The organism is Vibrio sp. C8 (assembly GCF_054051265.1).
Map to the genome: position 1 here is coordinate 24,955 of NZ_JBPAOE010000011.1, position 14,553 is coordinate 39,507.

The following is a 14,553-nucleotide window of genomic DNA, read 5'->3' on the forward strand; positions in this document are numbered from 1 at the left end:
AAAGCATGACACCTGAAATATTTGTTGAACTCTTTCGTGACGCGTTATGGATGGTACTCATTATGGTGTGCGCCATCATCATTCCGAGTCTGCTGGTGGGTCTGGTTGTCGCAATTTTTCAGGCCGCTACTTCAATCAACGAACAGACGCTGAGTTTTTTGCCGCGTTTGATCGTCACACTGCTGGCTTTGATGGCGTTTGCCCATTGGATGGTGCAAATGCAGATGGATTTCTTTTATTCCATGATTGAGCGTTTGCCTCAGGTTCTCTACTAGGAGCAAGCATGGAGTATCCAGCCACCGTTGTCCTTGATTTTATCGCCAATTATTTTTGGCCATATACGCGCATCTCCGCGATGCTGATGGTAATGACGGTAACGGGTGCTCGATTTGTTTCTGCACGAATTCGTCTCTATTTCGGCTTAGCCTTAACTTTAGCGCTTATGCCAGCTATTCCAGCGGTACCGGACAACATTCAACTGCTTTCTCTTCAAGGGTTTATGATTACTTTGGAGCAGTTGGTCATTGGTGTCTCCATGGGGATGGTAACGCAGTTTATTATTCAAACTTTCGTTATGCTCGGCCAGATTCTTGGTATGCAATCGAGCTTAGGTTTCGCATCCATGGTGGACCCAGCCAACGGTCAGAATACGCCGTTGCTTGGTCAGTTGTTCATGTTCTTAGCCACGATGTTCTTTCTTGCCAGTGATGGGCATTTAAAGATGATTCAACTGTTGGCGTTTAGCTTTAAAAGCTTACCCATTGGAGAACCGGGGCTGAACAATTTGGATTTCCAGCAGATGGCACTATGGTTCGGGACTATATTTAAAGTTGCGTTAAGTATGTCGCTGTCGGGCATCATCGCGTTGCTGACGGTGAATTTGTCATTTGGTGTTATGACCCGTGCTGCACCGCAGCTGAACATTTTCTCTTTGGGGTTTGCGTTTGCCTTGATGGTCGGCTTGCTGCTTTGTTGGTTTATCATCAGTGGTCTTTACACTCATTATGAACTCTATTGGCTGCAAGGCGAACAACAGGTTTGCAGCCTCATCCGATTAGATTGTTAGCTTTAGGAGGCTGAGTTGGCAGAATCAGACGGTCAAGAAAGGACCGAAGACGCCACGCCCAGACGGCTGCAACAGGCCAAAGAAAAAGGTCAGGTTGCGCGTTCGAAGGAGCTGGCTTCTGTATCGGTATTAGTGGTTGGCGCAGTGTCTCTGATGTGGTTCGGAGATGCATTAGCAGGCGGACTTTTTGCCTCAATGCGACGTTTGTTCAGTTTGAGCCGAGAGGAGATTTTCGATCTCGGAAAACTGTTTGATATCGCGTCATCGGCTCTGGTTAATCTTCTTCTCCCGCTTTTGCTGGTGCTTATTACACTGTTTATTGCTGCTTTTATTGGCGCTGCTGGAGTAGGCGGTGTGAATTTCTCTATGGAAGCGGCAATGCCGAAATTTTCGAAACTGAATCCACTCAGTGGCTTCAAGCGAATGTTCGGTTTGCAAAGCTGGGTTGAGCTGCTCAAGTCGATATTGAAGGTGTCTTTAGTAGCCGGAGTGGCGTTTACTTTAATTGACCGCTCGAAGCATGACCTGTTTCAATTGAGCCTAGATGTGTTCCCGCAGAACATTTTTCATGCGTTGGATATCTTGCTTAACTTCGTCCTGCTGATTAGCTGCTCACTACTGGTGGTTGTCGCGATTGATATTCCTTTTCAGATCTGGCAACACGCTAACCAGCTGAAAATGACCAAGCAAGAAGTTAAAGATGAGTACAAAGATACGGAAGGTAAACCTGAAGTTAAGGGCCGTATCCGAATGCTGCAACGCGAAGCTGCTCAGCGCCGCATGATGGCAGAAGTCCCACAAGCCGACGTTATCATCACCAACCCGGATCACTTCTCCGTTGCATTGCGATACAAGCAAAATTCCGATAGAGCACCTGTCGTGGTCGCTAAAGGTGTTGACCATATGGCTATGAAAATTCGGGAAGTGGCGAGAGAGCACAACATCATGATTGTTCCGGCTCCGCCATTGGCGCGTGCCTTATACCATACCACTGAATTAGAACAGGAGATTCCAGACGGCTTGTTCGTAGCTGTGGCTCAGGTTCTGGCGTACATCTTCCAGCTTAAACAATATCGTCGTAAAGGTGGTCAGCGTCCGATACTGCAAGAAGAGAAGATGCCAATTCCGCCGGATATGCGTTATTAGCGGGATGGAAACCTCAATGGGTAAAGCAACACAAAGCGCTCAACATACCAATACGCTTAAACTAGGGCATTTATGCCCTAGTATCTTTTTTGCACTTTATCCTTAGAGACTCAATGTGATTACGTTTTTAGGTGATTACTTTTCTGGGATAGAAATCAAAACCAACAGTGCGCCATCGCCACCAAACTCTAATGGCGCCTGATGAAATGCCATCACGTCAGGGTGCTGGGCTAACCATAACGGCACTTTTTGCTTCAGGATATGTTTACCTATGCCGTGCTGAACACAAGCAGTATGCACACTCTCTTTTACGCAGTAAGCGATCATAGCGCCAAGCTCACGTTTGGCTTCCTGTTGAGTCATGCCGTGCATATCTAAGAACACATCCGGTACGTAGACACCACGACGCAGTTTTTTTACTTCATATTTAGATACATCATCACGAGCGTAGCGCGTTGGACCTTCTTCGCTGAGTAGTGGTACAAACTCGTCAGAGAAGTAAAAGTTACTGTCGCTTGCTTCACGTGAACCCCTGATGATTTCTTTTTGTTTAGCATTTCTGTTTGGCTGCTGGACTATGGTATCCTGCGTTAACTTTTTTACGCCCTTTACTGCATCGCGAAACATTGCAAAATCATCGTCAGCGTCTAAATAATCATTGTCGTTGTAATCGGTGTCTTTTTTGCTCATTAGAATTGGTTAATCAGTTACTAATCAATATTCGCAGTATTGTAGCGCTTTTCGGAGGCAATTTTGGATAAGATTTTTGTAGAAGAAGCCGTTTCGGAACTTCACACCCTTCAGGACATGATTCGTTGGACGGTTAGCCGTTTTAATGCAGCCAATTTATTTTATGGTCATGGAACGGATAATGCGTGGGATGAAGCGGTGCAACTTGTGCTGCCAACCCTATATCTGCCGATCGACGTGCCTCCTCATGCTTTGAACTCTCGCTTAACATCTAGCGAGCGTTTACGTATTGTTGAACGTGTTATCACACGTATTAAAGACCGCACTCCAACCGCTTATTTAACCAATAAAGCGTGGTTCTGTGGGTTAGAGTTCTTTGTTGATGAACGTGTACTTGTACCTCGTTCGCCAATTGGTGAACTGATTCAAGCGCAATTCTCACCTTGGCTGGTTGAAGAACCAACTCGCATTATGGATCTGTGTACTGGTAGTGGTTGTATTGCGATTGCCTGTGCGTATGCATTCCCAGAAGCGGAAGTTGATGCGATTGATATTTCGACAGACGCCTTAGCGGTTGCAGAGCAAAACATTCAAGATCATGGTCTTGAACAGCAAGTGTTCCCGATTCGTTCTGATCTGTTCCGTGATTTACCAGAATCACAATACGACATTATCGTTTCTAACCCACCGTATGTGGATCAGGAAGATATGGATAGCTTGCCAGCGGAGTTCAAACATGAACCTGCTCTAGGCCTTGCTGCGGGTACCGATGGCTTGAAACTGGTTCGTCGTATTCTTGCCAATGCACCACGTTACTTATCAGAAAACGGTATCTTGATTTGTGAAGTGGGCAACTCGATGATTCATATGATGGATCAGTACCCACACATTCCATTCACTTGGTTAGAGTTTGAAAATGGCGGTCACGGTGTGTTTATGCTTACACGTCAGCAACTGATCGACTGTGCTGAAGATTTCTCACTTTATATCGATTAATTTCGAACTCTCGCAAAGCGCCGACTTTAGTGTCGGCGTTTTCATTTTTGGGCCAACTATTTTTGTCCAATTTGATGCGGTTAAGGGCTTTACATCAAAACGTAATAAAGCCACTATGAATCCACGAAGAATAGCTATCAGTATGTTGGAAGTGGTTCGTTCCTACTTTCAACGCACTAATTTGAGGAAGTAATGGCAGGAAACAGTATCGGACAACATTTCCGAGTAACCACATTCGGAGAAAGTCACGGTATCGCACTTGGATGTATCGTAGACGGATGCCCTCCGGGACTAGAGATTAGCGAAGCGGATTTACAACTCGACCTAGACCGTCGTCGCCCGGGCACATCTCGTTATACCACTCAGCGCCGTGAACCGGATGAAGTGAAAATTCTTTCTGGGGTTTTTGAAGGAAAAACCACAGGAACGTCGATTGGATTACTGATTGAAAACACTGATCAGCGTTCAAAAGACTATTCAGAAATCAAAGATAAATTCCGCCCTGGGCACGCTGACTACACCTACCATCAGAAATACGGCATTCGTGATTATCGTGGCGGTGGCCGTTCGTCTGCTCGTGAAACGGCAATGCGAGTTGCTGCTGGTGGTATTGCGAAGAAATATCTGAAGCAAGAGTTTGGTGTTGAAATCCGTGCTTACTTATCACAAATGGGTGATATTTCGATTGATAAAGTGGATTGGAATGAAATCGAAAACAACGCTTTCTTCTGTCCAGATGTCGATAAAGTGGAAGCATTCGACCAACTGATTCGTGACCTGAAAAAAGAAGGTGATTCTATCGGTGCCAAAATACAGGTGGTTGCAACCAATCTGCCTGTCGGTTTAGGTGAGCCGGTATTTGATCGCTTAGATGCAGACATCGCACATGCGTTGATGAGCATTAACGCGGTGAAAGGTGTTGAAATCGGTGATGGTTTTGATGTGGTCAATCAACGTGGCAGTGAGCACCGTGACCCACTTTCTCCAGAAGGTTTTAAGAGCAACCACGCTGGCGGTATCTTAGGTGGCATTTCTACGGGGCAGGACATTGTCGCGAACATTGCACTTAAACCAACATCAAGCATTACGGTTCCGGGTGACACAATCACTCGTGCTGGTGAACCAACGCAACTGATTACGAAAGGTCGTCATGATCCGTGTGTTGGTATTCGCGCGGTACCAATTGCTGAAGCTATGCTGGCGATTGTGTTGATGGATCATTTGTTACGTCATCGTGGTCAAAACCACGGTGTAACAACAGAGACACCACACATCTAATCTCGGATTTATGAATGAAAAACGCCCTCACTTGAGGGCGTTTTGTTTTGCGTACTCAAACTCTGGTGTAAGGATGCTTTTAAAATTGACAAGCTACAGCTCGCAACGCTTTACCTCAGAGCAAAAAGCCGCGAAAATGCAGCTCGTTGTTAACTTCATATGTCGCATACCCAAGAACTTGCTGTTATGTCTCACCAATACACCGATTTGATCGACATCTTTAACCAAACTTTCTTCAGCTCGTTTAACACTAAGTTGGAGTTAGGTTGTGATGAGCCTGTCTACTTACCTGCTGATGATAAGGTGGATTATCACCGAATTATCTTTGCTCGCGGTTTCTATGCTTCTGCTTTGCATGAAATTGCGCACTGGTGTGTGGCTGGTCCTGAGCGTCGTTTATTGGAAGATTTTGGTTACTGGTATCATCCCGATGGTCGTTCTGAGCAAGTGCAGGCAGAGTTCGAGAAAGTCGAAATTCGTCCGCAAGCTTATGAGTGGATATTGTCGCTCAGTGCAGGGTTTCCTTTTACGGTAAGTTGTGACAACCTTAGCGGCGATTTTGAACCAGACCGTCTGTCATTCATGGCGAAAGTCCATCAAGAAGTCTTGAGTATTTTGCAACATGGATTACCTGAACGAGTGAGAATGCTTTCTCAGGCATTGCAGTCGTTTTATCAGACACCAGAACTAACGGCTGATCAGTTTGCGATTAAGTAACTCATACGCAACTGCACAGTCTTGATAAAACTAGGTATTCATAGAACATGATTATTGAATTTGAAGAAAAACTTTTAGAGCTGATTGATACACGTATTGCCACTGCATCGGATGATGAACTGTTTGCTGGTGGTTATTTACGAGGGCACATCTCACTATCCGCAGCATCGTGTGAAGAAGAAGGCATTGAAGACATCGCTGAGCTAAAAGTACGTATTGAAAAAAGTTTGGAAGAGGCTCGCTCTGAGTTGACGCCAGCAGACCGTATTATTGTGTCTGATTTGTGGAACGAGTTATCGAACCAAGCTTAGTCACGGTGCGTAGAACAAAATATAAAAGATGGCAGCAATTAGGCTGCTATTTTTTTATGCGTTGATTGTTCATTTAGAAACATCGATAGGTGAGGCGCGAGTTGCTCGAATAATGCGTCATTCAAAATTTTTGAATGACCTAATACAATAATTCGGCTTGTTGGTAAGGTGTTCAAAGATTAATCTAATTACATCGAAACAGCACACAGGATTATCGTCATGAAAGTTATCGCATTCGGTGCAAGCACCAGTTCAACCTCTATTAACAAAGCATTGGCAACTTATACAGCAAATTTGATTGATGGTGCTGAAGTTCAAGTGCTGGACATCAACAACTACAACGTACCTATGTTCAGTGAAGATCTTGAAAAAGAGATTGGTCAGGCTGAAGGCGCGTTAGGCTTTCTACGTGATCTAGCACAGGCAGATGCATTTGTGATCTCTTTTGCTGAGCACAACGGTCACTACCCAGCAGCATACAAAAACTTGTTTGATTGGGCGACTCGTATCGACCGCGAAGTATTTAAAAACAAACCAGCGGTATACCTAGCAACTTCTCCAGGCCCTGGTGGTGCAACATCTGTATTAGCAGCAGCTTCCGGCTCTGCTGGTTACTTTGGCGGTAATGTGAAAGCGACGGTTTCAGTACCAAGCTTCTACGACAACTTCGATTTGGAAAGCGGTGTCGTGACGAATGAAAGCATTGCGGCTCAACTTAAAGAAGCGGTAGCAAAACTGGCTGCTTAAACTTTAAATCGCATTGATATAAAAGCCTCGCTATTGCGAGGCTTTGTTGTTTCTGAGGGAAATTAATTAAGCCTTGAGTTTGTATATGTATGGCGTTGATTTAGATAACAAGGTTACCGGCCCATCTTACTATCACTTGGCTGAAAAATAACTCATCTCAGCGCGTGTAGATTATGACGATTTACCTAGATAGTAATATTTTCATCACTATAAATTAGGATACTGACGATAAGTCAATATTTATATTGATATTACCTTTCATTATGCGGTTAAAAACTCATCAATTAGTATTTATTGCACCATTTTAATGTAAAAAAATGTGACTCTTATTCACGCGGGTGAATATAATTTTGATTTTACAGTGTTTTGATGCATATATGCGGTGATAATTTGGTGACTTAGATAGATAGTGAGAGATATAGATATGTCTAAAGAAGGAAGTGTCGCGCCTAAAGAGCGAATCAATATTAAGTATGTACCTGCGACAGGTGATGCTCAGGCTGAAGTTGAATTGCCACTCAAAACATTAGTCGTTGGTGACTTTAAAGGTCATCCCGAAGAAACCCTTGTCGAGGAACGTAGTACCGTTTCAGTAGATAAAAATAACTTCGAGTCGGTGATGCGTGAAAGTGAACTTAGTTTATCGACGTCTGTACGAAGCAAGTTAAGTGATGATGAAAATGTAGATCTACCTATTGAACTGCGTTTTAGTTCACTCGCTGATTTCTCACCAGATTCTATTGCGAATCAAGTTCCTGAGTTAAACAAGTTGATTGAGCTTCGTGAAGCTCTTGTTGCATTGAAAGGTCCTCTCGGCAACATTCCAGCCTTTCGCGATCGTTTGCAAGAATTACTGCACTCTCAGGAATCTCGCGACAAACTGCTTGAAGAGCTCAGTTTAGTTAGTGAAGAAGCTAAATAAAATAATAGACTTAAAACATTCGTCATTTAATGGATTAGGAAATACCTGATGTCTACAGAAACGGTACTAGAAAGACCCCAGCTAGCTGAAGGCGGCTTACTCGATCAAATCATGGCACAAACAAAAATAGCTCCAAGTGAAGAAGGCTATGATATTGCCAAAAAAGGTGTTGCTGCGTTTATTGAGAATCTCATCGGCTCTCAGCAAATGGGAGAAGCGGTGAATAAATCTCTCGTTGACCAAATGTTGGTTGAGTTAGATAAAAAAATTAGTGCCCAAATGGATGAAATACTTCACAACGAAAAGTTTCAACAAATGGAATCCTCATGGCGTGGGCTAAAACTGTTGGTCGATCGCACCGATTTTGGTGAAAACAATAAAATTGATCTTCTTCATGTTACTAAAGAAGAGTTACTTGACGACTTCGAATTTGCGCCAGAAACGACACAATCTGGTTTGTACAAGCACGTATATTCATCAGGTTATGGCCAGTTTGGTGGTGAACCTACTGGTGCGATTATCGGTAATTTTTGTTTTACACCATCGACGCCTGACATGAAACTGCTTCAGTATATGGGGGCATTAGGTGCGATGGCTCATGCGCCATTTATTTCAAGCGTTGGCCCTGAGTTCTTCGGTATTGATTCGTTTGAAGAACTACCAAATATTAAAGATGTAAAATCGATTTTTGAAAGTCCGAAGTACACCAAATGGCGTTCACTTCGTGAGTCTGAAGATGCTCGTTACCTAGGGTTAACAGCCCCTCGTTTCCTATTGCGTGTTCCTTATGACCCTACCGAAAACCCAATTAAGTCATTTAACTACGAAGAGAGTGTCGCCCAATCTCACGAACATTATCTTTGGGGTAATACTGCTTTTGCGTTTGCGACACGTTTAACAGACAGTTTTGCTAAATACCGCTGGTGCCCTAACATCATCGGTCCACAAAGTGGTGGCGCCGTTGAAGACCTACCAGTCCACGTGTTTGAGGCTATGGGAGCGCTTCAAGCGAAGATCCCTACAGAAGTCCTTATTACTGACCGTAAAGAGTTTGAATTAGCAGAAGAAGGCTTCATCGCCTTAACAATGCGTAAAGGCAGTGATAATGCTGCGTTCTTTTCAGCAAATTCAATCCAAAAACCCAAGATTTTCCCAAATACCAAAGAAGGTAAAGAAGCGGAAACTAATTACAAGTTGGGTACTCAATTACCTTACATGATGATCATTAACCGCTTAGCTCATTATATTAAAGTGTTGCAGCGCGAACAGATTGGTTCATGGAAAGAGCGTCAAGATTTAGAGCGTGAATTGAATACTTGGATAAAACAATTTGTGGCGGATCAAGAAAACCCACCAGCAGACGTGCGTAGTCGCCGTCCATTGCGTGCAGCGAAGATCGAAGTGGCAGATGTAGACGGTAATCCAGGTTGGTACCAGGTATCTCTTTCTGTTCGTCCTCATTTCAAGTACATGGGGGCAAACTTTGAATTGTCATTGGTCGGCCGATTAGATCAGGCATAACCATTCATGACGTACTTTGCTCCAGAAGAAAGTACGTTCGGTGTTGGCTTCTTTGAACGCTTAGAAGCCAATACTAAGAACGTTTCTTTAACGCAAGGTCCAGAGCCAAATGATGTTCTCAACTCAATTAAAAGTAACGTCTCTAAGATTTTAAATACACGTGTCGGTGGTGCCCAAAGTTCACCAAGCCTAGGGTTGATTGATTTCAACGACGCTACGCTAGATACCTTAGATCTATCGCTGAAGGTTAAATTAGCGATTCAAGACTGTTTACATAATTTTGAGCCGAGACTAAAGAACATTGAAGTGATCGCCGAGACGGACAGTTTCAATCCGCTGTCGTTACAGTTCAGAATTACTGCAGAAATTAACAGTGATGCTATTCATGACCGCGTTCAAATCAGCTTGCTTCTGGATCAAAATAGAAAATATCGAGTGATTTAGGGATTATGACCCAAGACAAATACTTCAGAGAGGAGCTCGCTTTTCTCAAAGAGCAAGGGCGTGAATTTACTGAAATTCATCCTCAGCTCTCTCGATTCTTGCATGGAAGAACGATGGACCCCGATGTAGAAAGGCTGCTGGAGGGTTTTGCGTTTCTTACTGCGCGCTTACGCGAAAAAGTTGAGGATGAATTCCCTGAGCTTACCCATTCAATGATCAATATGCTCTGGCCCAACTACTTAAGGCCAATCCCAAGTATGACGATCTTAGCGTTCACACCAGATAAAAGTGTCAGTGAAAAGCAGGTGATTGGCAAAGGAACTCAAGTAGATAGCAAGCAAGTATTTGGCACTAAATGTCACTTCAGCACTTGTCGTGTTGTCGATCTCTATCCATTAACGTGTAAGGATGTAAAAGCGCAACATACACGCGAAGCAACAACGATTGAACTGTCACTTGAGATGTTGGGCGATACCACGGTAGGCAGTGCGCTACTTGATAACCTGCGCTTTTATCTGGGAGGTGATAAATACAGCTCACAGATGATCTATTTGTGGCTCAATCATTACTTAGAAAAGGTCACCATCGACGTTAATGGTACTCAATTTTCACTTGGTGAAGGTTGCTTTAAAACGGTTGGTTTCAACAGTGATGACGCTCTACTTCCTTATCCAACCAATGTTTATGAAGGGTATCGAGTTCTTCAAGAATACCTGTCATTTCCTGAAGCATTTCATTTTTTTGACTTGGTCGGATTTGATAAAGCAATACCAAAAAATGTCACCGGGGCATTTACAATTCAGTTGTATTTTTCAAAGACTCTACCAGCTGACGTTAGGGTCCGAAAAGATAATTTTCAGCTGTATTGCACTCCGATTATCAATTTATTCGAACACGATGCAGACCCTATAGCGTTATCCGGCCGTCAATCTGAATATCGTATTACTCCATCTAGTCGTTATCCATCTCATTATGAAGTTTTCAATGTTGAGTCGGTAACGGGTTGGCAAAATTCAGCTAATGAAGGTAGACGAGTTCGTGGTGCAAAACGCGTTTATTCCTCGTTTGAAAGTTTTCAGCACGAAGTCGAACGGGTACGCAATCGAAATGCTCTTTACTACCGCACTCGCGTTAAAGAGAGTATTCGTGGTGATGGATTTGATTCCTTTATCTCGTTTGTCCGAAGTGATGAAACGGTCTCATTCGATGTTGATGAAGCGGTTTCGATTAAGCTCAACTGTACCAATAGACTATTGCCGTTAGAGCTTGGGATTGGAGATATTTGTCAGCCGACAGATACCTCTCCTCCATTTGCAACCTTTGCTAACGTATCAGTACCTTCACAATCACTTCGCCCCGTTTTGGACGGAAGTTTACTGTGGACGTTGATCTCTAACTTATCACTCAATTATTTATCGCTGTTGTCCAAAGATGCGCTTAGCAGTGTGCTACGAGCTTATGATTTTCGAGCATTGGTTGATCGCCAAGCTGAGCGAGTCTCTCGGCAACGTCTCGCTGCGATTCAAAAAATAGAATCAAAACCTGTTGATAAGGTACTGCGGGGATTGCCAGTGAGAGGGTTACAGTCAACCTTGTATGTTGAACAGTCTGGCTTTGGTTCTGAGGGGGACTTGTTCCTATTTGGCACTGTGCTCAGTCATTTCTTTGCTTTATACGCAAGCATTAATTCATTTCATGAACTTAATGTAGTCAATATTACTAATCAGGAAAGATATACATGGGGTACACAGGCGGGGATGCAGCCACTCATTTAATGGGTGACTTGAGGCAAACCGTTGAGTCTGTGTTGCCACAAGACGTTCATGACTACAACTTTTATCAACTTGTTGAGTTGCTACAAAAGTTATTCGAACTAAACCCAGAAAACGATGATTGGGAGCGTCAGTGTAAATTAGTATTCAGTGGTAACCCTAGCCTAGGTTTCTCGCCTTGTGACGTTAGTCAGTTAGAGAAGCGCGATGACGAGCGTTTGGTAATGATGACTAATTTCTTTGGCTTGTCTGGTGCCCAATCGCCATTGCCTGGATTTGTGGTCGAGCAGTTGTTGAATGAAGATCGTGGTGGGATGAAACAGCCATTCTTCGATTTTTTTAACAATCGATTAATCAACCTTGTGTATCGAATTTGGCGTAAGTATCGCTACTTCATACGCTTTCAACCTGATGCACAAGACGATTTTTCTGCTCAATTGTTGTCGTTAGTTGGCCTAGGCTCTCCGGATCTACGTGGTGAGACTCCGATCAATTGGTGCAAGATGTTGGCTTACTCTGGCACTTTGGCAGGACGTAGCCGTTCACCGCAAGTGGTGTCAGGGATTATTGCCCATTGTTTTGACTTGGAAGAGGTTGAAATTAGTCAATGGACTCGACGTAAAGTGCTAATTGATGTTGCTCAGCAAACCATGTTGGGGGGGCCAAATTCACAATTGGGTATAACCTCTCTGATAGGAGAATCCATCGTTGACTGCAATGGTAAGTTTACGATTTGTATTCGCCAATTGTCGCGTAGTAAATTTTCTGACTTTTTACCTTCAGGACAAGAGTTTGAACCACTATGCAAACTGGTTGAATTCATATTGCGCGAGCAAATGGCTTACGACTTGGAGTTGACGATGGATGAAGATGAGGCTCCCGATTTCGTTTTGGGCGAACAGTCAGGTATCGCACTCGGTTGGACATCTTTTCTTGGCACCAGTTCACGAGAGAAAAGTGTATTAATACAAGTGAGGCAATAACAATGGGTTCTTCGGCTCAACCTAATTTAACCCTGTTGGTGATCAACGCACAGCAACTGGAATCTGGTCTTTCTGCTGTAACTCAGTGGCAAAGTTCTGGTGGCATCATCGGTTCAGGACATCGCAACCAATGGGTTCTCAAGGACTCAGATGGTCAAGTCAAAAGTGAGCACTGCGAAGTGCTGATGGTGGATGGCGCATTTTGTATCCGCGATTTAAGTGGGGATACATATATCAATGCAACGGAAATGCCGCTAGGTACAGGACAGCTAGCCAAACTTGCCCACAAAGACCATATCAAAATTGGTCCTTACGAACTTAGAGTGATGCTGGGTGACTATGAAGATGACCATACTTCTGGTCCTTTAAGCCAACTGTTTGAAGATACTACTGAAGACTTACTCGCGGATAATGAGATAGATATCGACACTGTCGTCAAACAAGAACATGAAGTCAGCACAGATCCGTTGGGTGCTTTAGACGTTCTTATGAAAGTAAATGATGAAGAGTCTTTCATTCATGATGAACTTGAAGTCACGGCTGAGGAAAACCAGCTCTCTATCGTTCCTAATGAAGACTTAACGCTGCGTACACCAAATTTTACCGTGCAAGCCGATAGTGACAATGAAATTGGCTCATCAATGACGCTGAAACGCATTCTTAGCTTTGGCTTTGGTAAGAAAGCAGCAGTTCAGAGCAAATCAACGCATCAACAAAATATTTATCAAGCTAATGAGCTTGAACCAAACCAAAAGACAACTCATGACAACGTTTCAGAGGGCCTCCATATGGACGAGCAGACATTAGATTTGCTAGAGGAAGAAGTAGCAAAAAGTATTAAACCAGAAGCAAGTGTGACCAAAACCCAATCAGCAACTGGTGGTCATCTATTGACTGGGCCAATGCTTACTGGTTTAGGCGTACAAGTTGATCAGACCGATGACATCGAGCGTATGCATATGCTCTCTCAAGAAATGGGCGAGTCGCTGCAAGCTTGTATTCAAGGTTTGCTTGACTTGCATCAACAGGTTTGTGACGGCCGATTTGGCACGTTGAACCGTAATTTGCAGCCGATAGAAGATAACCCGCTACGTTTAGGACTGTCATATCAAGAAACGATTAAAACTTTATATGATGCTGAGAAAAGTGCTGTTCATTTATCGGCACCCGCCGCCATCGCAGAAAGCTTGCGTAATGTTCAAGCGCATAACGAAGCGATGCAATACGCCACCAGTGAAGCCTTAAGACAAATTCTCGGCGCCTTTTCGCCGCAAGTGCTGCAACGTCGTTTCCAAAATTATAAACGCTCTCATCAAGAAACAGCTCATAACACGGACGCTTGGGCATGGAATATGTACTGCAATTACTACCAAGAGTTAACGTCACATCGTCAAAAAGGTTTTGAAAAACTGTTCTGGGAGATTTTCGAGCAAACGTATGACAAGAAAATTCGAGAGAAACAACTGGAGTTTTAGTCGTGAGGAATCTGTTGTGGATTAGCCTTTTTGTACTAATCCTCACTGCATGTAGTAGTGAGCCTGAACGGTACGATCCTACCGAGTTACCTACTAAAGTGACGTTCAGTATTGTCGCTGGTGATGGCGTTAACCCGAGCCTTTGGGGACAGGCCTCGCCTGTCGAGATTCAGGTCTTTGAGCTGACGGATGATTCGATGTTTATGTCATCAAGTTATGACCAGTTAAAAGCCGATTACGAGAAAGCACTGAAAAGCAATTTCGTCAGAAGTTACGATTACGTATTGATGCCGGGACAGTTCAAGTTTGTCACCCAGATGGAAGTGGATGAAGAGACGAATTATATCGGCATTATGGCTAACTTTTCTGACATCGAGCTCAGTGAGTGGAAGAAAGCCGTCAAAGTATTAAATAAAGGAAGGGAGTATCACCTTTTGATGCTTCTCGATGAATACGACGTGAAGTTGGAAAAGGTGGAATAAACA

The 14,553-nt window shown here is 43.7% G+C and carries 16 protein-coding genes; 15 read left to right on the forward strand and 1 reads right to left on the reverse strand.

Going from position 1 to position 14,553, the window contains the following annotated elements; translation table 11 throughout:
- Positions 1 to 5 precede the first annotated feature (5 nt).
- From fliQ to flhB, 3 genes are read left to right on the forward strand one after another with little or no spacing between them, the layout of a single operon-like run.
- Positions 6 to 275: a flagellar biosynthesis protein FliQ gene (gene fliQ, locus ACRQQK_RS06160; RefSeq protein WP_042483989.1), complete on the forward strand. Its 270-nt coding sequence runs from the start codon at positions 6 to 8 to the stop codon at positions 273 to 275.
- An 8-nt stretch (positions 276 to 283) separates the two neighbouring features.
- Positions 284 to 1,066: a flagellar biosynthetic protein FliR gene (fliR, locus tag ACRQQK_RS06165; RefSeq protein ID WP_042483988.1), complete on the forward strand. Its 783-nt coding sequence runs from the start codon at positions 284 to 286 to the stop codon at positions 1,064 to 1,066.
- Between the two features lie 15 nt (positions 1,067 to 1,081).
- Entirely contained in the window at positions 1,082 to 2,212 is a 1,131-nt protein-coding gene (flhB, locus tag ACRQQK_RS06170; RefSeq protein ID WP_457510462.1) for a flagellar biosynthesis protein FlhB, read from the forward strand.
- A gap of 135 nt (positions 2,213 to 2,347) precedes the next feature.
- Here flhB and smrB read toward each other — a convergent pair whose 3' ends face one another.
- The gene (gene smrB / locus ACRQQK_RS06175) at positions 2,348 to 2,902 is read right to left on the reverse strand and encodes an endonuclease SmrB (RefSeq protein WP_457510463.1); all 555 of its coding nucleotides are present in this window, start codon (positions 2,900 to 2,902) and stop codon (positions 2,348 to 2,350) included.
- A 63-nt stretch (positions 2,903 to 2,965) separates the two neighbouring features.
- Here smrB and prmB point away from each other — a divergent pair, with 63 nt between their 5' ends.
- From prmB to tssJ, 12 genes are all read left to right on the forward strand, one after another.
- On the forward strand, positions 2,966 to 3,898 hold the full coding sequence (prmB, locus tag ACRQQK_RS06180) for a 50S ribosomal protein L3 N(5)-glutamine methyltransferase (RefSeq protein ID WP_457510464.1): 933 nt from the start codon (positions 2,966 to 2,968) through the stop codon (positions 3,896 to 3,898).
- A gap of 192 nt (positions 3,899 to 4,090) precedes the next feature.
- Positions 4,091 to 5,176 carry a chorismate synthase gene (gene aroC, locus ACRQQK_RS06185; RefSeq protein WP_102952720.1) on the forward strand — a complete coding sequence of 362 codons (1,086 nt, stop codon included), beginning with the start codon at positions 4,091 to 4,093 and terminating at the stop codon, positions 5,174 to 5,176.
- A 186-nt stretch (positions 5,177 to 5,362) separates the two neighbouring features.
- Positions 5,363 to 5,893 carry an elongation factor P hydroxylase gene (locus ACRQQK_RS06190; protein WP_457511091.1) on the forward strand — a complete coding sequence of 177 codons (531 nt, stop codon included), beginning with the start codon at positions 5,363 to 5,365 and terminating at the stop codon, positions 5,891 to 5,893.
- A 47-nt stretch (positions 5,894 to 5,940) separates the two neighbouring features.
- The gene (locus tag ACRQQK_RS06195; protein ID WP_042483970.1) at positions 5,941 to 6,204 is read left to right on the forward strand and encodes a YfcL family protein; all 264 of its coding nucleotides are present in this window, start codon (positions 5,941 to 5,943) and stop codon (positions 6,202 to 6,204) included.
- 219 nt (positions 6,205 to 6,423) lie between these two features.
- Positions 6,424 to 6,951, forward strand: a complete 528-nt coding sequence (locus tag ACRQQK_RS06200) for an NADPH-dependent FMN reductase (protein ID WP_112403863.1) — start codon at positions 6,424 to 6,426, stop codon at positions 6,949 to 6,951.
- A gap of 424 nt (positions 6,952 to 7,375) precedes the next feature.
- A complete protein-coding gene (gene tssB, locus ACRQQK_RS06205; RefSeq protein ID WP_457510465.1) occupies positions 7,376 to 7,873 on the forward strand; it encodes a type VI secretion system contractile sheath small subunit in 498 nt (165 codons plus the stop codon).
- Positions 7,874 to 7,918: 45 nt separating this feature from the next.
- A complete protein-coding gene (gene tssC, locus ACRQQK_RS06210) occupies positions 7,919 to 9,394 on the forward strand; it encodes a type VI secretion system contractile sheath large subunit (RefSeq protein WP_457511092.1) in 1,476 nt (491 codons plus the stop codon).
- A gap of 6 nt (positions 9,395 to 9,400) precedes the next feature.
- Positions 9,401 to 9,838: a type VI secretion system baseplate subunit TssE gene (tssE, locus tag ACRQQK_RS06215; RefSeq protein WP_457510466.1), complete on the forward strand. Its 438-nt coding sequence runs from the start codon at positions 9,401 to 9,403 to the stop codon at positions 9,836 to 9,838.
- A 5-nt stretch (positions 9,839 to 9,843) separates the two neighbouring features.
- Positions 9,844 to 11,613 carry a type VI secretion system baseplate subunit TssF gene (gene tssF / locus ACRQQK_RS06220; protein ID WP_457510467.1) on the forward strand — a complete coding sequence of 590 codons (1,770 nt, stop codon included), beginning with the start codon at positions 9,844 to 9,846 and terminating at the stop codon, positions 11,611 to 11,613.
- Positions 11,577 to 12,593 (forward strand): type VI secretion system baseplate subunit TssG, encoded by a 1,017-nt coding sequence (gene tssG / locus ACRQQK_RS06225; RefSeq protein ID WP_457510468.1) that lies wholly within the window; start codon positions 11,577 to 11,579, stop codon positions 12,591 to 12,593. Before tssF ends, tssG begins: the two co-directional genes overlap by 37 nt.
- 2 nt (positions 12,594 to 12,595) lie before the next feature.
- On the forward strand, positions 12,596 to 14,068 hold the full coding sequence (gene tagH / locus ACRQQK_RS06230) for a type VI secretion system-associated FHA domain protein TagH (protein ID WP_457510469.1): 1,473 nt from the start codon (positions 12,596 to 12,598) through the stop codon (positions 14,066 to 14,068).
- A gap of 2 nt (positions 14,069 to 14,070) precedes the next feature.
- Positions 14,071 to 14,550, forward strand: a complete 480-nt coding sequence (gene tssJ / locus ACRQQK_RS06235) for a type VI secretion system lipoprotein TssJ (protein WP_457510470.1) — start codon at positions 14,071 to 14,073, stop codon at positions 14,548 to 14,550.
- Positions 14,551 to 14,553 lie beyond the last annotated feature (3 nt).